Origin of the sequence: Tepidimonas sediminis (assembly GCF_007556605.1) — a bacterium.
In the GTDB taxonomy this organism is placed as follows: Bacteria; Pseudomonadota; Gammaproteobacteria; order Burkholderiales; family Burkholderiaceae_C; genus Tepidimonas; species Tepidimonas sediminis.
On sequence record NZ_VJND01000004.1, the window covers coordinates 71,846 to 89,595 of the forward strand.

The window sequence follows — 17,750 nt, forward strand, 5'->3', positions numbered from 1 at the left end:
CGGCGGGCGGCCTCGAGCCACCCGAGCGGCCTATCGCCAGTCGCGCGCAGGCGCGATTCTATCAGGAGGGCTGTTGCGCCGCGGCTGGCAGACGCACCAGCGCCTCCAGCGCCGCCGCCTCGGGGGCCGGCTCCGGCCAGGCCGGCAGCGGCACCGCGGCGTTGAACGGCACGCGCTGGCCGGCGGCCACGCGCTTGAGCCGCTCCTGCTCGCTCAGAACCCGGCTGATGTAGTCGGAGGCATCGACAGTGATGGCGCCCACGTACAGGCGCAGACCACCGGGCACCGAGCCGCCCGCGCGCGCAATCGACTCGCGCAGCACTTGCGCGCCGACGCGCAGGTTGCTGAGCGGGTCGAACGCCGCCTGGGGGCCTCCATGGGGTTCGAATTTGTCCAGATGGGCGCGCGTGAGCACCTGCATCAGCCCGTGCGCGCCCATGGGGCTGGCGGCAAACGGGTTGAAGCGCGACTCCTGCGCCATCACCGCCAGCAGCAGCGCCGGCTCCAGGCCCAGCTGGCGGCCCACGGCGTGCGCCTCGGCCACCAGCGCGGCCAGCGGCTCGGCCGCGACGCGGTACTTGCGCGCCAGCCAGTCGGCCATGCGCGCCTGCTCGGCCGGCAGACTCTGCAGTCCCGTCGCGGCCGGCCGGTCGGTCGCGGCCGGCTCGGCCGTGGCTTCGCCACCAGCCTGGCGCTGCAGCAGCCACTGCGTGGCGGCCTGCTCGAGGTCGGCGCGCAGCTGCGGCTGGCCCAGCAGCAGCAGCGCCAGCGCCACGGTGGCGGCGCCCACCAGCGACATGCCGCCGTGCAGCGCACGCCACAGCCGCCGCAACGCCGCCGCGGCGCCTGCCGTCGCCGACATGGGGGCGGCGTTCAACGGATAGGTGCATGCATCCATGCCGTCGCTCCTTTCTTCGGGTCGGATGCCGCCCGCACGCCGACGCCATTGGGGTTTTTCCCGATGGTGTCGCGCCCGGGCGACGGTTCAGCGATGCAACGGGGCGCGATGGTAGGGATCACTTCATGCCGAGTCAAGACTTATGAATCATGTTTTTATAACCTCGATGGGTGGTCGTGCCGTCCGCCCACGCGGCCCGCAAGGCCCGCCGCGCCGGCTGCCCGGCGCCATCGAACGCCGCGCCGTGATGAAAAAATTCCATCTCCTCGGGGTCGCGTTCCGCGCTAGACTTCCTTCACCGTCGTGAAGCGCCATTGACCCCGCTGCAAGGGGAGCGGCACGGCGGCAGGCCCGCGCCGGAGGGCAACCCCGGTGCCCGGCCCCATCGGATGGAAGCCATCCTTGGCTTCCGGCGGCGCGTGACGAGTGCCCTCCGCGTCGCCCTCCACGGCACGGCCTTGCGGCGTGCCAAGGCCCCGCGGGGTGCAGCCCGGCGGGGCCTTCTCGTTTCGGCTCCGGCGTCCTCAATCCGCCGTCGCGCGCCGCTGTACCTCGGCCAGGTAGGCCGCGCCGTCGGGCGCTCGGCCGCTCGTCTGGCTTTCCCAGATCATGCGGCCGAGGCATTCCATCACCTCGTGGTGGGCCTGGTGCAGGTCGCCGCGGCGCGCGGCCAGCAGCTCCACCGCCTGGCGGATGCCGCTCGGCTGGTCGATCGAGCACTGCTCGCTGATCGACAGGTGCATCGACAGGTGCAGGAACGGGTTGTCGCGCGCCGGGTCGGCCACGTGCATGGCAGCCAGCGCCGCATCCAGGTCGGCCAGCTCGGCGTGGTACTCGGGGTGCCGCTCGATCCAGTGCCAGGCCAGCAGCTCCAGCGGCTCCATCGGCAGGCCCTGACGGCCCTTGGCGTAGGCGCCGCAGAAGAAGCGGCGCACGTCGGCTTGGCTGGGAGTGAACATGGCCGCATTGTCGCGCGCCGGCGCCTGTCGTGCGGCGGACACGCTGCGGTCACGCGTCGCCGCTACAGTGGCGGCCCATGCAGATCTTTCCAACCTTCGAGGCCCTGGAGGCCGCCGTCGGCACCGAGGTGGCGGTGACCGACTGGCTGACGATCACACAGGAGCGCATCGACCGCTTCGCCGACGCCACCGACGATCACCAGTGGATCCACGTCGACGCCGCTCGCGCGGCGCGCGGCCCGTTCGGACGCACGATCGCGCACGGATTCCTGACGCTGTCGCTGTTGCCGCACTGGATGGAGCGCGCGGTGCGGCTGCAGGCGGCGCGCATGACGATCAACTACGGCGTCAACCGCGTGCGCTTTCCGGCGCCGGTGCCGGTGGGCAGCCGCCTGCGCGCGCGGCTGCGCCTGCACGCGTGCGAGCGCCTGGCGGCGGATCAGTTGCAGGTGGTCTGGCACGTCACCGTGGAGCTGGAAGGCTCGCCCAAGCCGGCCTGCGTGGCCGAGCTGCTGCTGCGGCACTACGCCTGATGGGCGGGGGCGTCCGGCAGCGGTGCGGCGCCGGCGAAGCCCTGCTGGCGCCACGCCTCGAAGACGGTGACCGCCACCGCGTTGGACAGATTCAGGCTGCGCTGGCCCGGGCGCATCGGCAGGCGCAGCCGCTGCGCCGGCGCGAAGTCGGCCAACACCGATGCCGGCAGCCCGCCCGACTCCGAGCCGAACACGAGCCAGTCGCCGGCGGCGAAGGTGACCTCGTGCACGTGACGGCGTCCGCGCGTGGTCAGCGCCCACAGACGCGCCGGGTCCGGCCGCGCGGCGGCGAGAAACGCCGCCCAGTCCGCGTGGCGGCGCACGTCGGCGTACTCGTGGTAGTCCAGCCCGGCACGGCGCAGCAGCCTGTCGTCCATCGAGAAGCCCAGTGGCTCCACCAGGTGCAGCGTGCAGCCGGTGTTGGCGCACAGGCGGATGACGTTGCCGGTGTTGGGCGGGATCTCCGGCGCGACGAGCACGACGTGAAACATCGGCGTGCGATTATCCGCCGCCCTGCGCGCCGGGCGGCGGGGTGCGCGCCAGCACCAGCGCGGCCACCGACGCGGCGCCGGCCTGCCGCAGCGCCTGGCTGGCGGCGCGCAGCGTCGTGCCGGTGGTCATGACGTCGTCGACCACCAGCAGGTGGCGCCCGCGCACCCAGGCGAGGGCGTGCGGCTCGAGGGTGAAGAGATCGGTCTCGTGGGCGCGCCGTCCGGCCGCGTCCAGATGATGCAGCACGGGGGCGGTGGGGTTGCGCCGCAGCACCTGCGCGCGCGCCGGTGGCGTGCGGGTTCGGCGCGCCAGCGCCCGCATCAGGCTCCAGGCCTGGTTGTGGCCGCGCTGGGCCAGCCGTACCGGCGCCAGCGGCACCGGCAGCCAGCCGTCGGCGTCCGCCAGCAGTCGCTCCACCGTCGGATCGTCCAGCCACAGTTGCGCCAGCGCATCGGCCAGGCCCAGGCCGGCGGCGGTCTTCAGGCGCAGGATCCACGCGTCCCACGGGTAGGCGTAGTCGAGCCGCGCACGCACCACGCGCCACGGGGGTGGGTCGGCCTGGCAGGTCGGGCAAAGGTTGACGTGATCCGGGTGGGGCAGGGCGCAGCCGGGGCAGCGCGGTACCCACGGCGCCAGCTCGGCCCGGCAGGGCGGGCACAGCGGCCCGTGCGGCCAGTCGCCGCAGACCTCGCAGCGCGCCGGCAGCCGTGCGCGCCAGTCGGCCCTCCATCCCCGCGCCATCGATCGTGTCTCCGCTGCGCCACTATACTGCCGCGCCCATGGACACCCCCGCCGCTGCCACGCCGCCCGGCCTCGATCCGGTGGCGGCGGCGCGCTGGCTGCGCCGCGTGCCACCGGTCAGCCCCTGGCTGCACGAATGGGTGGGGGAGCGCATGGCGGCGCGGCTGGACTGGATCCGGCGCACGCCACGGGCGTGGCTGAGCTGGGCCCCGCGGCTGGGTGGTGAGCAGGCGCACCGCCTCGTGGCGCAGCGCTACGGCGCGGCGCGCGTCTGGCTGGGCGGCCCGGGCGCGGCCGCCTCGATGCCGCCGGCGTCGGCCGCGCGCCGGCGTTGGTGGCCGTGGGGCCGGGCTGCCGAGCCGGCGCCGGTCACCGTGCCGCAGCTGGCCGCCGACGGGGTAGTGGCCGAGCCGGTGGAACTGGTGTGGGCCAACATGGTGCTGCACGCGGCGCCGCAGCCGCGCGCCCTGCTGCGCCATTGGCTGGACTGGCTGGCGGTGGACGGCTTCCTGATGCTGTCGTGCCTGGGGCCCGACACCGCGCGCGAGCTGCGCGCGCTGCACGCCGCGCATGGCTGGCCCCCGCCGGCGGCCGACTACGTCGACATGCACGACTGGGGTGATCTGCTGGTCGAACTCGGCTATGCGGAGCCGGTGATGGACATGGAGCGGCTGACCCTGACCTACGCCGATGCCCGGCGCCTGCTGGAGGACCTGCGCGCCTGGGGCCGCAACTGGCACCCGGGGCGCCACCCGGCGCTGCGCGGCCGCCGCTGGCACGTCACCTGGCTGGCGGCGGTGGAGCGCGAGCTGCCGCGCGATGCGCAGGGGCGGCTGTGCCTGACGGTGGAGGTCGTCTACGGCCACGCGTTCAAGCCGGCGCCGCGCGCCCCGAGCGGCGAGGTGACCGTGCCGCTGCAGCGCCTGCGCGAGCAGCTGCGCCAGCGCGCCGCCGGCTGAGGATCCCCTGATCCCCCGCCGTTTGCCACTACAATTGATCTGGATCAACCGGTTCGTGGGCTTTTCTTGACCGTGATCAAGGTGCGGCAAGCGCCGCGGTGCGGGGAAGACGGAAGCAGGCGTGCAGCAAACGGAGGAGCCCTCCATGCCGCCGGCGCTGCGGCTGGCGCAGGCCATGCCGGGTGGCTGGCGCTGGCAGCTGCGGCGCAACGGCGCGTTGACGCCGCGCCAGTTCGTCGCGGCCTTCGCCTTGGCGTGCGGCGCGCTGCTGGCGGTGGCGCTGATGTTCGCGTCGCTCGGCGCCACGCTGGTGTTGCCGTTTGCGGCCCTGGAGCTGGGGGTGGTGGTGCTGGCGTTCGCCTGGATGGCGCGTCACGCCGCCGACCGGGAGGAACTGGAGCTCGACGCCGCGCTGCTGCACGTGCGCCGCTGGGAGGCTGGAAAGGCGGCGGCAGTGCAGCTGCCGCGCCCGTGGGTGCGGGTGGAGTCGCCCGGGCATGCGCGCGATCTCGTTCGGCTGCGCGCGGTCGGGCGCATCGTGGAGGTGGGCCGGCACGTCCGGCCCGAGGTGCGGCAGCAGCTGGCGCATGAGCTGCGCTGGGCGCTGGCGCAGCCCGCGCCGCCGGGTTCGGGATAGTCCGTAGTGGTGGGCTGGAGGAAGTTTGGTGTAATCCGCGTTGACATAAATCAACGCTTATATTCGAGGCAAACGACGTGAGCACGATGAAGCAGTCAGGTCAAGCGGGGTGCCGGTGCGAGGGCGGCGTCCTGAGGCGCGTGTGGGGTGCGCTGGGCACGGCGGCGCTGGTCGCGGGCGTCTGGGTCGGTCAGGCGCAGGCGGCGGTCAACGACCTGCCCGGCGGGCCGGCGGTCAATCAGCTCAACTTCCACCCGCCGGCCACCCGCATCGCCGAGGAGCAGCACTGGCTGCACTGGTTCATGCTGGCGATCTGCGCGACGATCTTCGTCGTCGTCTTCGGCATCATGTTCTACTCGATCGCCAAGCACCGCAAGTCGGTCGGTCACCAGGCGCAGCAGCTGCCCGAGCCGATCTGGGTGGAGCTGGGCTGGACCATCGTGCCGCTGCTGATCGTCATCGGCATGGCGCTGCCCGCCACCAAGGTGATCGTGGCGCAGAAGGACACCTCCAACGCCGACCTCACGATCAAGGTGGTCGGCATGCAGTGGAAGTGGGGCTACGAGTACCTGAAAGGGGAAGGCGAGGGCATCCAGTTCCTGTCGACGCTGGATCCGCAGCACCGCCTGATGTCCGACAGCGGCAAGGTCACCCCGACGGACGACTACCTGCTCAAGGTCGACAACCCGCTGGTGGTGCCGGTGGGCAAGAAGGTGCGCATCATCACCACCGCCAACGACGTCATCCACGCCTGGATGGTGCCGGCCTTCGGCGTCAAGCAGGACGCCATCCCGGGCTTCGTGCGCGACACCTGGTTCCGTGCCGAGAAGACCGGTGACTTCTACGGCCAGTGCGCCGAGCTGTGCGGCAAGGAGCACGCCTACATGCCGATCCACGTGAAGGTGGTCTCGCAGGAGGACTACTCCAAGTGGGTGGCGGAGCAGAAAAAGGCCATGGCCGCCAAGGCCGACGACCCCAACAAGGAGTGGACGCTGGCCGAGCTCAAGGCGCGCGGCGAGCAGGTTTACGCCGCCAACTGCGCGGCCTGTCACCAGGCCAATGGCAAGGGCGCCGGCCCGATCAAGCCGCTGGACGGCTCGGCGATGGTCACCGACGCCGACCACGGCAAGATGCTGGCGGTGCTGCTCAACGGCGTCAACGGTGCGGCCGCCCAGATGCCGGCCTGGAAGCAGCTCTCGGACGTCGAGCTGGCCGCCGTGATGACCTTCGTGCGCAACAGCTGGTCCAACAGCACCGGGGATGTCGTGCAGCCCAAGGAAGTGGTGGCGGCGCGCCAGTGAGAGTTGAAGACAACGTGACGAGGAAGAGGCCATGAGTGCAGTTTTGGATCACCCGGGCGCGCACGCGCACGACCACGAGCACCACGCGCCCACCGGCTGGCGCCGCTGGGTGTTCGCCACCAACCACAAGGACATCGGCACGCTGTACCTGCTGTTCAGCTTCACGATGCTGATGATCGGCGGGCTGCTGGCGCTGGGTATCCGCGCCGAGCTGTTCCAGCCCGGCCTGCAGGTGGTCAACCCCGAGCTGTTCAATCAGCTCACCACCATGCACGGCATCATCATGGTGTTCGGCGCCATCATGCCGGCCTTCGTCGGCTTCGCCAACTGGATGCTGCCGCTGCAGATCGGCGCTTCCGACATGGCGTTCGCCCGCATGAACAACTTCAGCTTCTGGCTGATGGTGCCGGCGGGCCTGATCCTGGTGCTGTCGTTCTTCATGCCCGGCGGGGCGCCGGCGGCCGGCTGGACGCTCTATGCGCCGCTGACGCTGCAGATGGGCCCGTCGATGGACGCCGCGATCTTCGCGATGCACATCCTGGGCGCCAGCTCCATCATGGGCTCGATCAACATCATCGTGACCATCCTGAACATGCGCGCGCCCGGCATGACGCTGATGAAGATGCCGATGTTCGCGTGGACGTGGCTGATCACTGCCTACCTGCTGATCGCGGTGATGCCGGTGCTGGCCGGCGCCATCACCATGACGCTGACCGACCGCCACTTCGGCACCAGCTTCTTCAACCCCGCCGGCGGCGGCGACCCGATCATGTACCAGCACATCTTCTGGTTCTTCGGGCACCCCGAGGTCTACATCATGATCCTGCCGGCCTTCGGCATCATTAGCCAGGTCGTGCCGGCGTTCGCCCGCAAGAAGCTGTTCGGCTACACCTCGATGGTGTACGCCACCGCGTCGATCGCGATCCTGTCGTTCATCGTGTGGGCGCACCACATGTTCACCACCGGCATGCCGGTGACCGGCCAGCTGTTCTTCATGTACGCCACCATGCTGATCGCCGTGCCCACGGGCGTGAAGATCTTCAACTGGGTGGCCACGATGTGGAAGGGCTCGATGACGTTCGAGACGCCGATGCTGTGGGCGGTGGGCTTCATCTTCGTGTTCACGATGGGTGGCTTCACCGGCCTGATGCTGTCGATGGCGCCGCTGGACATCAACTTCCAGGACACCTACTACGTCGTGGCGCACTTCCACTACGTGCTGGTGGCCGGCTCGCTGTTTGCGATGTTCGCGGGCTTCTACTACTGGGGTCCGAAGTGGACCGGCGTCATGTACAACGAGACGCGCGGCAAGATCCACTTCTGGTGGTCGATGATCTCGTTCAACGTCACCTTCTTCCCGATGCACTTCCTCGGCCTGGCCGGCATGCCGCGCCGCTACGCCGACTACCCGATGCAGTTCGCCGACTTCAACGCGATCGCCTCGGTCGGTGCGTTCGCCTTCGGGCTGGCGCAGGTGTACTTCTTCCTCGCGGTCGTGCTGCCGATGATGCGCGGCCAGGGCGAGAAGGCGCCGCAGAAGCCGTGGGAAGGGGCCGAGGGGCTGGAGTGGGAAGTGCCGTCGCCGGCGCCGCACCACACCTTCGAGACGCCGCCCAAGCTGGATGCCACCGCCACGCGCATCGTGGGCTGAGCCGTGCGGCACGAGGAGCACACCGCCATGACGCCTGAACAACGTCGCCAGAACGTGCGCCTGGGGCTGATCCTGGCGTCGGTGGCGCTGGCCTTCGCGCTGGGCTTCGTGGCCAAGCTGGTGCTGCTGGGTCGCTGAGCCGTCGCGCAAGCGGAGGGTCGACAGTGGATTTGCGCCGCGCCGACAACCTGCGCATGACCGGCAAGCTGGCGGTCATCGCCGTGGGCATGTTCGCGTTCGGCTACGCGCTGGTGCCGATCTACCGCGCGATCTGCGAGGCCACCGGCATCAACGTGCTGGCGCTGGGCGAGCGCAACCTGCCCGGCAAGGTCCGCACCGATCCGGTCAACACCCAGGTCGATACCTCGCGCACGATCACGGTGGAGTTCGACACCAACGTGCGCGGCCCCTGGCACTTCAAGCCGGCGGTGCGCTCGATGGAGGTGCACCCCGGCGAGCTGGCCACGGTGATGTACGAATTTCAGAACGTGCAGAACCGAACGATGGCCGCTCAGGCCATCCCGAGCTACGCGCCGCGCCAGGCCGCCAACCACTTCACCAAGCTGGAGTGCTTCTGTTTCAACCAGTACACGCTGGCGCCGGGCGAGAAGCGCGAGTGGCCGGTGGCCTTCATCATCGATCCCAAGCTGCCTAAGGACGTGAAGACCATCACGCTGTCCTACACCTTTTTCGAGGTCGGCGCGCCGACGCCGCCGGCGCCCACGGCCGGCGGGCCACAGGGGCTCCTCGGCGGGGGGCGCCCGTCATGACCACGCCTGCCCATCGCCGTCCCGTGGCGCTGCTGGCCACGGTGCGCGCCGTGCTGTGGGGCTTTCTCGGCCTGCGGCGCCGCAGCGACTTCGAGCAGGACGTGCAGCGGCTCAATCCGATCGCCGTCATGGCCACGGGAGTCGTGCTGGCGCTGCTGTTCGTGGTGTTGCTGATGGCGATCGTGCGCTGGGTGGCGGGGGCCGGCTGAGGTCGACAGGCACCGGAAACGAACCAAGACAACGACTTTGCATCGAGGAGTGAACATGTCTGCAACCACCCATGGCGGCACGCCGTACTACTACGTACCGGGGCTTTCGCGCCACCCGGCGCTGGCGGCCTTCGGGCTGTTCTTCGTCATTCTGGGCGCCGGCCAGTGGATCAACGGCGTCGAGTGGGGCAAGTGGTCGCTCGCCTTCGGGCTGGCGTGGTGGCTGGTGGTGCTCTACCAATGGTTCCGCGACGCCGTGCACGAGAGCGAGTCGGGTCTGTACAGCCGCAAGATCGACGTCTCCTACCGCTGGAGCATGAGCTGGTTCATCTTCAGCGAGGTGATGTTCTTCGGCGCCTTCTTCACCGCGCTGTGGTGGGCGCGCTCGCACGCGGTGCCGACGCTGGGCAATCTCGAGAACGCCCTCATCTGGCCGAACTTCCAGGCGGTTTGGCCCTCGGTGCAGCCCGGTGCCACCGCTTCGCCTGCCGGCATCGTCGAGCCGTTCCAGACCGTCGGCCCGTTCTGGCTGCCGACCATCAACACCGCGCTGCTGCTGACCTCGGGCGTGACGCTGACGATCGCGCACCACGCGCTGCAGGATGACCATCGGACCAAGGCGATCGCCTTCATGTGGCTGACCGTGCTGCTGGGCGCCACGTTCCTGGTCGTGCAGGCCTATGAGTATTTCCACGCCTACACCGACCTCAACCTGAAGCTGAGCTCCGGCATCTTCGGTTCGACGTTCTACATGCTGACCGGCTTCCACGGACTGCACGTGTTCGTCGGCATGCTGATGCTGATCGTCATCACGCTGCGGCTGCAGAAGGGCCACTTCACCAAGGACCGCCACTTCGGTTTCGAGGGCGCGGCGTGGTACTGGCACTTCGTCGACGTCGTCTGGCTGTTCCTGTACGTGCTGGTGTACTGGATGTGAGGTCGGCGAGGGCGGGCGCCTCCCGGCACCCGCAGGTGCATCCCGGAGCGCCCGCGGGGCGCTCCGCTCGTTCTTGGGCAGGGCGCGTGCCGCTGGAGCGCCGGCGCCGCGCGATGGTCGGCGAACCGTCGGGGTGTGGCGCGGGCCGCGGCCGGAACGATCAGCGCACCGGCAGACCGGTGGGCTGGATCCAGCCCATCCAGTGGCTGACGATGAGCAGCAGGAACAGCAGCACCGAAAGCCCGATGCGCATCGTCAGCGCACGCGCCATGCGGCGCGAGCGCCGCGCGTCGCCGCTGGCGGAGTCGCCGCGCATCATGGCCACCAGCGCGCTGCCGAGGCTGGCGACGATGCCGGCGAAGGCGAGCAGGACGAGGGCTTTCATGGTGTGCGATTATCGGCGGACATGCGGCGCCCTGCACGTTTCTGGATCGTGACCCTGGCCGCGCTGGTGGCGTTCGCGCTGACGGCGTCGCTGGGCGTCTGGCAGCTCGGGCGCGCCGAGCTCAAGCGCGCGCTGCTGGCGCAGCAGCAGGCGCAGCGTGCCGCACCGCCGCTGGGCTGGGACGAGCTGCGCGACGCCGCCGCGCGCGGTGCGCTCGAGCAGCTGCACGGCCGCACGGTGCGCCTGCAGGGCCGTTGGGTGGCGCCGGCCACCGTGCTGCTGGACAACCGCCCTCACCAGGGACGTGCCGGCTACGTCGCGGTGACGCCGCTGCAGGCCGACGGGGCGCCGGTGGCGGTGCTGGTGCAACGTGGCTGGCTGCCGCGCCTGGCCGATGAGCGCTCGCGCGTGCCCGCACTGCTCACCCCGGACGACAAGGTCGTGCGGGTGGAGGGGCGGCTCGCCCCGCCGCCGTCGCGGCTGTTCCAGCTCGGCCCCGACGAGGAGGGCCCGATACGGCAGAATATCGACGTGGCGGCCGCGGCGGCGCGCTGGCGGCTGCCGCTGCTGCTGGCCTCGGTGCAGCAGACCGGGCCTGGCGAGGAGCGCACGGCCGACGGGCTGGCGCTGCAGCGCGACTGGCCGGTGGTGGCCGTCGCCCCCGAGAAACACCTGGGCTACGCGGTGCAGTGGTTTGCGCTGGCGGGCCTGATCGCGGCCCTGTATGTCTGGTTCCAATTCCTCCTCCCCCGCCGGCGGCGCACCGGGCTGGCGTGACGAGCCGCTGACGCTGACGGTGCACGCGCTGCCGACCCCTGGCGGCGCGATGGTGCGCGACCCGGCGGCCACGCGCGCCGGGCGACTGAAGATGCTGCTGCTGTTCCTGGTGGCGGCCTCGCCGGTGATCGCGTCGTACTTCACCTACTATGTGATCCGGCCCGAGGGGCGGCGCAACTACGGCGAGCTGATCGAGCCGCAGCGGCCGCTGCCGGCCATCGCCGGCGTGGACACCGAGGGACGCACCGTGCCGCTGACGGCGCTGCGTCACCAATGGCTGTTCGTCAGCGTCGCCGACAGCGCCTGCGACGCGCAGTGCGAGCGCCACCTGTACCTGCAGCGCCAGCTGCGCGAAAGCCTCGGCAAGGACAAGGACCGCATGGACTGGGTGTGGCTGCGCACCGGCAGTCGCGAGTTCCCCGAACGGCTGCGCCCGGCGCTCGCCGCCGCCACCGTGCTGTGGGTGGACGAGGCCGAGCTGGCGCGCTGGCTGGAGCCGGCGCCGGGCCGCCGGCTGAGCGACCACCTGTACGTGGTCGATCCGATCGGCAACTGGATGATGCGCTTTCCGGCCGAGGCCGACCCGGGCCGCATGCGGCGCGACCTGGAGCGGCTGATGCGCGCCTCCAGCTCGTGGGACCGCCCCGGCCGCCCCTGACGCGCAGGAGCCCGCCGCGTGGACACGTTCGAGACCTTCGTCGACTGGAGCCCGGTGTTCCGGCTGCTGCTGGTGGGGATGCTGATCGCCGCCGGCCCGCTGCTGTGGGTGTGGTTGCGCAGCCGCGGCGCGCCGCCGGTGCAGCGGCTGCGCGCGCTGGCGGCGCTGACGCTGTTCCTGACGTTCGACCTGGTGTTGTTCGGTGCGTTCACGCGTCTGACCGACTCCGGTCTCGGGTGTCCGGACTGGCCGGGGTGCTACGGGGCGGCCAGTCCGATCGGCGCGCGCGCCGACATCACCGCCGCGCAGGCCGCGATGCCGACCGGGCCGGTGACGTGGTCCAAGGCCTGGATCGAGATGATCCACCGCTACCTGGCCACCGCGGTGGGCGGGCTGATCCTGGTCATGGCCGTGGTCAGCACGGTGGAGCGGCGGCGTGCGCACACGCCGGTGCGGTGGGCGTGGCTGACGCTGGCGTGGGTGTGCCTGCAGGGCGCGTTCGGGGCGCTGACGGTGACGATGAAGCTGTTTCCGGCGATCGTCACGCTGCACCTGCTCGGCGGCATGGTGCTGCTGGCGCTGCTGCGCTGGCAGGACGTGCGCTGGGGGGCGCCATCGGCGTCCGGGGAGACCCCGGCGGCACTGCGTGCGGCGCTGTGGGGGTTGTTCGCGCTGGTGTGGCTGCAGATCGCACTGGGGGGCTGGGTCAGCACCAACTACGCCGTGCTGGCCTGTCGTGACTTTCCCACCTGTCAGGGCAGCTGGTGGCCGGAGATGGACTTCGCGCGCGGTTTCGAGCTGTGGCGCGAGCTGGGCGTGCAGGGCAGTGGTGAGGCGCTGCCGTTTGCGGCGCTGACGGCGATCCACTACGTGCACCGGCTGTTTGCCTACCTCGTGCTGGCGGCGCTGGCCGCGGTAGGGGTGTGGCAGTGGCGGATCGGCCAGCGGGCGCGTGCGCGCTGGCTGTGGGGGCTGGCCGGCTGGCAGCTGCTGACCGGCCTGTCCAACGTGGTGCTGGATTGGCCGCTGGTGGCGGCGGTGGCGCACACCGGTGGGGCGGCGGCGCTGGTGGTGGTGCTGAGCGGCTGGCTGGCGCAGCCGGCCGTCCGCGCCGCGCGCACGCCGGTGCTGGACAGACCGCTGGCGGCAGGGGGAGGGCGGGCATGAGCGCCGGCAGCATCCCCGCGCCCAAGCCACTGCCGGCGGTGTGGCGGCAGTACTACGTGCTGATGAAGCCGCGCGTCATCCAGCTGATCGTCTTCTGCGCCTTCATCGGCATGGTGCTGGCGGTGCCGGGCTGGCCCGGCGCGGCGCAGTGGCGCACGATGGCGCTGGCCAGCCTCGGCATCTGGATGGTGTCGGGAGCGGCGGCAGCGTTCAACTGTCTGATCGAGCAGCACATCGACGCGCGCATGCGGCGCACCGCCTGGCGTCCGACGGCGCGCGGCGAGCTGACCCGGGCGCAGGCGCTGGCATTCTCGGCCGCGCTGTGTGCCGCCGGCTCGGCGCTGCTGTACCTCGCGGTCAATCCGCTGACGATGTGGCTGACGCTGGCCACCTTCGTCGGCTATGCGATCGTCTACACCGTGATCCTCAAGCCCCTGACGCCCCAGAACATCGTCATCGGCGGTGCCTCCGGGGCGATGCCGCCGGTGCTGGGCTGGGCGGCGATGACCAACGCGGTCACCGCCGAGGCGCTGGTGCTGTTTCTGATCATCTTCCTGTGGACGCCGCCGCACTTCTGGGCGCTGGCGCTGTACCGCGTCGAGGACTACCGCAAGTCCGGCCTGCCGATGCTGCCGGTGACGCACGGCTCCGAATTCACCCGGCTGCACATCCTGCTGTACACGCTGGTGCTGTTTGCCGCCTGTCTGCTGCCGTATCTGCTGCGCATGAGCGGCTGGCTGTACCTGCTGGCCGCCGTCGTGCTCAACGCCGGCTTCGTGGCGTACGCCTGGCGGCTGTGGCGGTCGTATTCCGACGAGCAGGCGCGCCGCACGTTCCGCTTCTCGTTGATTCACCTGTCGCTGCTGTTCGCCGCGATGCTGGTGGACCACTACCTGGTCACGCTCTGGCCATGACCTTCGTGCCTCCGTCCACCGTTCCCCGTCCGCCCGGCGAGCCGGGCGCGCGCCGCGCCGCGCTGCGCGGCCTGCTGGCGCTGGCCGGCGCGCCGTGGCTGGTCGCCTGCAGCGACCAGCCGGCGTTCCACGGCATCGACCTCACCGGCGCGGACTACGCGCAGGGCTTCGACCTGCCGGACCAGAACGGCCAGCGGCGCACGCTGGCGGACTTCCGCGGCAAGGTGGTGGTGGTGTTTTTCGGCTACACGCAGTGTCCCGATGTGTGTCCCACGTCGCTGGGCGAGCTGGCCGAAGCCAAGCGCCTGCTCGGCGCGGACGGCGAGCGGCTGCAGGGCATCTTCATCAGCGTCGATCCCGAGCGCGACACGCCCGAGGTGATGCGCGCCTACATGGCCAGCTTCGACCCGTCGTTCCTGGCCCTGCGCGCCAGCCCCGAGGAACTGCCCGCACTGGCCAAGGCGTTCAAGGTCTATTACAGGAAAGTCGAGGGGCCGACACCGACCAGCTACACGATGGACCACTCGGCCGGCAGCTACGTGTACGACACGCACGGGCGGCTGCGCCTGTACCACCGCTACGGCAGCGGGGCGCAGGCGCTGGCCAGCGACGTGCGGAGGCTGCTGCGCGAGGCGGGGTGAAGACTGTTGCTGCCCCCACCGTTCAAGCCGTCGCATCCGAAGCCTTGTCGGCCTCGGAGGTGAACGCGTCGGCGTAGAAGGCGTCCTGCGGCAGGCCGGCGGCGGCGTAGTCGCGGCGGGCCGAATCGACGACGACCGGCGCGCCGCAGGCGTAGACCTCGAACCCCGACAGGTCCGGGTGGTCCTGCAACACCGCCAGGTGCACGAAGCCGGTGCGACCCTGCCAGCCGTCCTCGGGCAGCGCGTCCGAGACCACCGGTATGTAGGTCAGGTTCGGCATCTCGGCCGCCAGCGCGCGGACCCAGCCGTCCTGGTACAGGTCGTGCGGACGCCGGCCGCCCCAGTACAGCCACGTCGGCCGCCGGATGCCGGCGTGCCGCATGTGCTGCAGGATGGCCTTGATGGGGGCAAAGCCGGTGCCCGAGGCCAGCAGGATGATCGGCTTGTCGCTTTCCTCGCGCAGGAAGAAGCTGCCGAACGGTCCCTCGATGCGCAGAATCTCCTTTTCCTTCATGCCGCCGAAGACGTGGTCGGTGAACTTGCCGCCCGGCATGTGGCGGATGTGCAGTTCCAGCTGCGGCGGCTCGGCGGCCACGTGCGGCGCGGTGGCCATCGAGTAGGCGCGGCGGCTGCCGTCGCGCAGCAGGAACTCCACGTACTGACCGGCGCGGTACTGGAACGGCTCGGTGGCCGGCAGCTGCAGCCGCACGATCATCACGTCGGGGGCGGCGCGCTCCAGTGCCAGCACGCGCACCGGCAGCTTCTTGACCGGGAAGGCGCCAGCCTCGGTGACCTGGCGCGCCTCGATCACGACGTCGCTGTGCGCGGTGGCGCAGCAGGTCAGGATCAGGCCGGCGGCCTCTTCCTCGGCCGACAGGGCCTTGTCCTGATGCGGCCCGTGCGTGACGGTGCCGCTGAGCTTGCGGCACTTGCACGAGCCACAAGCGCCGTCCTTGCAGCCGTAGGGCAGGCCGATGCCCTGGCGGATCGCGGCGGCCAGCAGGGTTTCGTGCTCGGTGGCGGTGAAGGTGCGGCCGCTGGGTTCGACGGTGATGGTGAATGTCATACTCTGGCGCGGTGGGCCCGCAGGGGTGTCAAGGAAATCGAGGATGGGATTGTCGCAAATGGCGGTGCTGCTCGCGCCGCCGTGGGCGCCAAGTCTGATGCGGAGGACGTGAACCGATGCTGAACACGACGGGTGGGGCGCTGCCGGCGCGCTTCCGCCGCACGCGGTTGCTGATCGTCGGCTGCGGGGACGTGGGCACGCGCGTGGCCCGGCGCCTGGCCGGCCGGGTGCGCCTGTTGGCGCTGACCTCGACGCCGGCGCGCGTGCCGGCGCTGCGCGCATTGGGTGTCACGCCGCTGGTCGGGGATCTGGACGAGCCGCCCACGTTGCGGCGGCTGGCCGGGTTGGCGCAGCGGGTGCTGCACCTGGCGCCACCGCCTTCGCAGGGGCTGCGCGACTGGCGGCGCGACCCGCGCTCGCGCGCACTGGCGGCGGCACTGGCGCGGCGCAGCGTGCCGCATCAGCTGGTCTACGGCTCCACCAGCGGGGTGTACGGTGACTGCGGCGGCGCCTGGGTGGACGAGACGCGCGCGCCCGATCCGCGCACGCCGCGGGCATGGCGGCGGCTGGACGCCGAGCGGACGTGGCGCCTGTGGGGACGGCAGACCGGTGCCCGCGTCACGCTGCTGCGCATCCCCGGCATCTACGCGCCGGATCGCCCCGGCGGGGCCCCGCAGCGCCTGCTGGGGGGCCTGCCGGTGCTGCGGCGCGAGGACGACGTCGTCACCAACCACATCCACGCCGATGACCTGGCGCGCGCCTGCGTGCGGGCGCTGTGGCTGGGCCGTCCGCAGCGCGTGGTCAACGTGGTCGACGACACCCAGCTGCCGATGGGGGACTGCCTGGACCGGGTGGCCGACCTGCTCGGTCTGCCGCGTCCGCCGCGCCTCAGCCGCGCCGAGGCGCAGGGGCGCTTGCCGTTGGCGGTGCTGTCGTTCATGGACGAGTCACGCCGGCTGCGCAACCAGCGCCTCAAGCGCGAGCTGCGGCTGCGCCTGCGCTATCCCTCGGTGGAGGACGGTTGGGCTCAGGCCGCCGCGAGCTGGTCGCGCACCAACCAGAGCGAATAGCCGACGTAGCCGGCGATCAGCAGCGCGCCCTCGGCGCGGTTGATGCGCCCGGGGCGGCCGCGCCAGCCCCAGCCGAGCACGAACAACGCCAGCGTGAACGCCGCCATCACCGGCAGGTCGCGGCTCAGCAGCGCCGCCTCGGCCTGCATCGGCGCGATGGCGCCCGCCAGGCCCGCCACCGCCAGCGTGTTGAAGAGGTTGGAGCCGATCACGTTGCCCAGCGCCAGGTCGTGCTCGCCCTTGCGCGCGGCGGCGATCGAGGAGGCCAGCTCCGGCAGCGAGGTGCCCACCGCGACGATCGTCAGGCCGATGACGAGGTCGCTGACGCCCAGCGCCTGCGCGACGCTGACCGCGCCCCAGACCAGCGCGCGCGAGCTCGCCACCAGCAGCACGAGGCCCAGCGCCAGCTCGGCCCAGGCGCGGCCGACCGGCAGCGTCGTGGCCTGCAGCTCGACCTCGGTCTCGGCGGCCAGCGTGTCGGCGCCGTGCCGCACGCCCTGCCAGATCGACCATGCCATCAGCGCCGCGAACACCGCGAGCATCGCCCCGGCCTCGGCGCGCGTGATCGCCAGGTCCCACGCCAGCAGCAGCGCCAGCGCGGTGACGGCGGTGAGGATCGGCAGCTCCTGCCGCAGCACCTGCGACTGCACCGCGATCGGGCTGATCAGCGCCGTCAGGCCGAGGATGAGGCCGATGTTGGCGATGTTGGAGCCGTAGGCGTTGCCCAGCGCGATGCCGGGGTTGCCCTCCAGCGCCGACAGCACCGACACCGCCAGCTCGGGCGCGGAGGTGCCAAAGCCGATGATGACCGCGCCGATCAGCAGCGGCGGCAGCCCGAAGTGGCGCGCGATGGCGGCGGCGGCGGCGACGAAGCGGTCGGCCGACCAGACCAGCACGGCCAGCCCGAGAACGATCGCGACGAGGGGCAGCAGGGGGGTGATCATGGGAAAGGCGCGCCGGCCCTGGGGCGCGCGGCCGCGGGGCG

22 protein-coding genes are annotated in these 17,750 nt (G+C 71.3%); 15 read left to right on the top strand and 7 right to left on the bottom strand.

Annotated features, from left to right (window positions below):
- Window positions 1-61: 61 nt before the first annotated feature.
- Together Tsedi_RS04745 and Tsedi_RS04750 are read right to left on the bottom strand one after the other, a co-directional pair.
- On the bottom strand, window positions 62-898 hold the full coding sequence (locus Tsedi_RS04745) for a transglycosylase SLT domain-containing protein (protein ID WP_143894132.1): 837 nt from the start codon (window positions 896-898) through the stop codon (window positions 62-64).
- 524 nt (window positions 899-1,422) lie between these two features.
- On the bottom strand, window positions 1,423-1,857 hold the full coding sequence (locus Tsedi_RS04750) for a DUF1841 family protein (RefSeq protein WP_143894134.1): 435 nt from the start codon (window positions 1,855-1,857) through the stop codon (window positions 1,423-1,425).
- 77 nt (window positions 1,858-1,934) lie between these two features.
- Here Tsedi_RS04750 and Tsedi_RS04755 point away from each other — a divergent pair, with 77 nt between their 5' ends.
- A complete protein-coding gene (locus Tsedi_RS04755) occupies window positions 1,935-2,390 on the top strand; it encodes a MaoC family dehydratase (RefSeq protein WP_143894136.1) in 456 nt (151 codons plus the stop codon).
- Here the strand turns inward: Tsedi_RS04755 and trmL are convergent.
- Together trmL and Tsedi_RS04765 are read right to left on the bottom strand one after the other, a co-directional pair.
- Window positions 2,381-2,881: a tRNA (uridine(34)/cytosine(34)/5-carboxymethylaminomethyluridine(34)-2'-O)-methyltransferase TrmL gene (trmL, locus tag Tsedi_RS04760; protein WP_143894139.1), complete on the bottom strand. Its 501-nt coding sequence runs from the start codon at window positions 2,879-2,881 to the stop codon at window positions 2,381-2,383. The genes Tsedi_RS04755 and trmL overlap by 10 nt on opposite strands.
- 10 nt (window positions 2,882-2,891) lie before the next feature.
- A complete protein-coding gene (locus Tsedi_RS04765) occupies window positions 2,892-3,623 on the bottom strand; it encodes a phosphoribosyltransferase family protein (RefSeq protein ID WP_143894141.1) in 732 nt (243 codons plus the stop codon).
- A gap of 38 nt (window positions 3,624-3,661) precedes the next feature.
- On the opposite strand from Tsedi_RS04765, the gene Tsedi_RS04770 reads away from it, so the two are divergent.
- From Tsedi_RS04770 to Tsedi_RS04800, 8 genes are all read left to right on the top strand, one after another.
- Window positions 3,662-4,582, top strand: coding sequence for a class I SAM-dependent methyltransferase (locus Tsedi_RS04770; protein ID WP_143894143.1), 921 nt, complete (start codon window positions 3,662-3,664; stop codon window positions 4,580-4,582).
- Between the two features lie 145 nt (window positions 4,583-4,727).
- A complete protein-coding gene (locus Tsedi_RS04775; protein ID WP_143894145.1) occupies window positions 4,728-5,219 on the top strand; it encodes a DUF2244 domain-containing protein in 492 nt (163 codons plus the stop codon).
- Between the two features lie 131 nt (window positions 5,220-5,350).
- Window positions 5,351-6,520, top strand: coding sequence for a cytochrome c oxidase subunit II (coxB, locus tag Tsedi_RS04780; RefSeq protein ID WP_425472727.1), 1,170 nt, complete (start codon window positions 5,351-5,353; stop codon window positions 6,518-6,520).
- A 31-nt stretch (window positions 6,521-6,551) separates the two neighbouring features.
- Window positions 6,552-8,171 carry a cytochrome c oxidase subunit I gene (gene ctaD / locus Tsedi_RS04785; RefSeq protein WP_143894147.1) on the top strand — a complete coding sequence of 540 codons (1,620 nt, stop codon included), beginning with the start codon at window positions 6,552-6,554 and terminating at the stop codon, window positions 8,169-8,171.
- A gap of 27 nt (window positions 8,172-8,198) precedes the next feature.
- A complete protein-coding gene (locus Tsedi_RS12265; RefSeq protein WP_221934201.1) occupies window positions 8,199-8,309 on the top strand; it encodes a cytochrome oxidase small assembly protein in 111 nt (36 codons plus the stop codon).
- Window positions 8,310-8,335: 26 nt separating this feature from the next.
- Window positions 8,336-8,941 carry a cytochrome c oxidase assembly protein gene (locus Tsedi_RS04790; RefSeq protein ID WP_143894150.1) on the top strand — a complete coding sequence of 202 codons (606 nt, stop codon included), beginning with the start codon at window positions 8,336-8,338 and terminating at the stop codon, window positions 8,939-8,941.
- Complete coding sequence (locus Tsedi_RS04795; protein WP_143894152.1) at window positions 8,938-9,150, top strand: DUF2970 domain-containing protein; 213 nt, start codon at window positions 8,938-8,940, stop codon at window positions 9,148-9,150. Before Tsedi_RS04790 ends, Tsedi_RS04795 begins: the two co-directional genes overlap by 4 nt.
- Before the next feature lie 55 nt (window positions 9,151-9,205).
- Window positions 9,206-10,087, top strand: coding sequence for a cytochrome c oxidase subunit 3 (locus Tsedi_RS04800; protein ID WP_143894154.1), 882 nt, complete (start codon window positions 9,206-9,208; stop codon window positions 10,085-10,087).
- Between the two features lie 160 nt (window positions 10,088-10,247).
- On the opposite strand, the gene Tsedi_RS04805 is transcribed toward Tsedi_RS04800, so the two are convergent.
- On the bottom strand, window positions 10,248-10,472 hold the full coding sequence (locus Tsedi_RS04805; RefSeq protein WP_143894156.1) for a twin transmembrane helix small protein: 225 nt from the start codon (window positions 10,470-10,472) through the stop codon (window positions 10,248-10,250).
- Window positions 10,473-10,493: 21 nt separating this feature from the next.
- Between Tsedi_RS04805 and Tsedi_RS04810 the strand changes: the two genes are divergently transcribed.
- Genes Tsedi_RS04810 through Tsedi_RS04830 form a run of 5 tightly spaced genes read left to right on the top strand, consistent with a single transcriptional unit; the run spans window position 10,494 to window position 14,629 of the window.
- The gene (locus tag Tsedi_RS04810) at window positions 10,494-11,249 is read left to right on the top strand and encodes an SURF1 family protein (protein WP_143894158.1); all 756 of its coding nucleotides are present in this window, start codon (window positions 10,494-10,496) and stop codon (window positions 11,247-11,249) included.
- The gene (locus tag Tsedi_RS04815; protein ID WP_143894160.1) at window positions 11,197-11,907 is read left to right on the top strand and encodes an SCO family protein; all 711 of its coding nucleotides are present in this window, start codon (window positions 11,197-11,199) and stop codon (window positions 11,905-11,907) included. Before Tsedi_RS04810 ends, Tsedi_RS04815 begins: the two co-directional genes overlap by 53 nt.
- 18 nt (window positions 11,908-11,925) lie before the next feature.
- Complete coding sequence (locus tag Tsedi_RS04820) at window positions 11,926-13,074, top strand: COX15/CtaA family protein (protein WP_425472723.1); 1,149 nt, start codon at window positions 11,926-11,928, stop codon at window positions 13,072-13,074.
- Window positions 13,071-13,988, top strand: coding sequence for a heme o synthase (gene cyoE, locus Tsedi_RS04825; RefSeq protein WP_143894162.1), 918 nt, complete (start codon window positions 13,071-13,073; stop codon window positions 13,986-13,988). Before Tsedi_RS04820 ends, cyoE begins: the two co-directional genes overlap by 4 nt.
- Window positions 13,985-14,629, top strand: coding sequence for an SCO family protein (locus tag Tsedi_RS04830; protein WP_143894164.1), 645 nt, complete (start codon window positions 13,985-13,987; stop codon window positions 14,627-14,629). Before cyoE ends, Tsedi_RS04830 begins: the two co-directional genes overlap by 4 nt.
- 22 nt (window positions 14,630-14,651) lie before the next feature.
- Here Tsedi_RS04830 and Tsedi_RS04835 read toward each other — a convergent pair whose 3' ends face one another.
- Window positions 14,652-15,695: a CDP-6-deoxy-delta-3,4-glucoseen reductase gene (locus Tsedi_RS04835; RefSeq protein ID WP_143894166.1), complete on the bottom strand. Its 1,044-nt coding sequence runs from the start codon at window positions 15,693-15,695 to the stop codon at window positions 14,652-14,654.
- Between the two features lie 116 nt (window positions 15,696-15,811).
- Between Tsedi_RS04835 and Tsedi_RS04840 the strand changes: the two genes are divergently transcribed.
- On the top strand, window positions 15,812-16,765 hold the full coding sequence (locus Tsedi_RS04840; protein ID WP_143894168.1) for an NAD-dependent epimerase/dehydratase family protein: 954 nt from the start codon (window positions 15,812-15,814) through the stop codon (window positions 16,763-16,765).
- Here Tsedi_RS04840 and Tsedi_RS04845 read toward each other — a convergent pair.
- Window positions 16,723-17,709 (bottom strand): calcium/sodium antiporter, encoded by a 987-nt coding sequence (locus Tsedi_RS04845; RefSeq protein WP_143894170.1) that lies wholly within the window; start codon window positions 17,707-17,709, stop codon window positions 16,723-16,725. The two genes, Tsedi_RS04840 and Tsedi_RS04845, sit on opposite strands and share 43 nt — an antisense overlap.
- Window positions 17,710-17,750 lie beyond the last annotated feature (41 nt).

Coding starts and splice junctions, on each gene's coding strand:
- Tsedi_RS04745 (WP_143894132.1), bottom strand. CDS start 898: ATGGATGCATGCACCTATCCGTTGAACGCCGCCCCCATGTCGGCGACG.
- Tsedi_RS04750 (WP_143894134.1), bottom strand. CDS start 1,857: ATGTTCACTCCCAGCCAAGCCGACGTGCGCCGCTTCTTCTGCGGCGCC.
- Tsedi_RS04755 (WP_143894136.1), top strand. CDS start 1,935: ATGCAGATCTTTCCAACCTTCGAGGCCCTGGAGGCCGCCGTCGGCACC.
- trmL (WP_143894139.1), bottom strand. CDS start 2,881: ATGTTTCACGTCGTGCTCGTCGCGCCGGAGATCCCGCCCAACACCGGC.
- Tsedi_RS04765 (WP_143894141.1), bottom strand. CDS start 3,623: ATGGCGCGGGGATGGAGGGCCGACTGGCGCGCACGGCTGCCGGCGCGC.
- Tsedi_RS04770 (WP_143894143.1), top strand. CDS start 3,662: ATGGACACCCCCGCCGCTGCCACGCCGCCCGGCCTCGATCCGGTGGCG.
- Tsedi_RS04775 (WP_143894145.1), top strand. CDS start 4,728: ATGCCGCCGGCGCTGCGGCTGGCGCAGGCCATGCCGGGTGGCTGGCGC.
- ctaD (WP_143894147.1), top strand. CDS start 6,552: ATGAGTGCAGTTTTGGATCACCCGGGCGCGCACGCGCACGACCACGAG.
- Tsedi_RS12265 (WP_221934201.1), top strand. CDS start 8,199: ATGACGCCTGAACAACGTCGCCAGAACGTGCGCCTGGGGCTGATCCTG.
- Tsedi_RS04795 (WP_143894152.1), top strand. CDS start 8,938: ATGACCACGCCTGCCCATCGCCGTCCCGTGGCGCTGCTGGCCACGGTG.
- Tsedi_RS04800 (WP_143894154.1), top strand. CDS start 9,206: ATGTCTGCAACCACCCATGGCGGCACGCCGTACTACTACGTACCGGGG.
- Tsedi_RS04805 (WP_143894156.1), bottom strand. CDS start 10,472: ATGAAAGCCCTCGTCCTGCTCGCCTTCGCCGGCATCGTCGCCAGCCTC.
- Tsedi_RS04810 (WP_143894158.1), top strand. CDS start 10,494: ATGCGGCGCCCTGCACGTTTCTGGATCGTGACCCTGGCCGCGCTGGTG.
- Tsedi_RS04815 (WP_143894160.1), top strand. CDS start 11,197: ATGTCTGGTTCCAATTCCTCCTCCCCCGCCGGCGGCGCACCGGGCTGG.
- cyoE (WP_143894162.1), top strand. CDS start 13,071: ATGAGCGCCGGCAGCATCCCCGCGCCCAAGCCACTGCCGGCGGTGTGG.
- Tsedi_RS04830 (WP_143894164.1), top strand. CDS start 13,985: ATGACCTTCGTGCCTCCGTCCACCGTTCCCCGTCCGCCCGGCGAGCCG.
- Tsedi_RS04835 (WP_143894166.1), bottom strand. CDS start 15,695: ATGACATTCACCATCACCGTCGAACCCAGCGGCCGCACCTTCACCGCC.
- Tsedi_RS04840 (WP_143894168.1), top strand. CDS start 15,812: ATGCTGAACACGACGGGTGGGGCGCTGCCGGCGCGCTTCCGCCGCACG.
- Tsedi_RS04845 (WP_143894170.1), bottom strand. CDS start 17,709: ATGATCACCCCCCTGCTGCCCCTCGTCGCGATCGTTCTCGGGCTGGCC.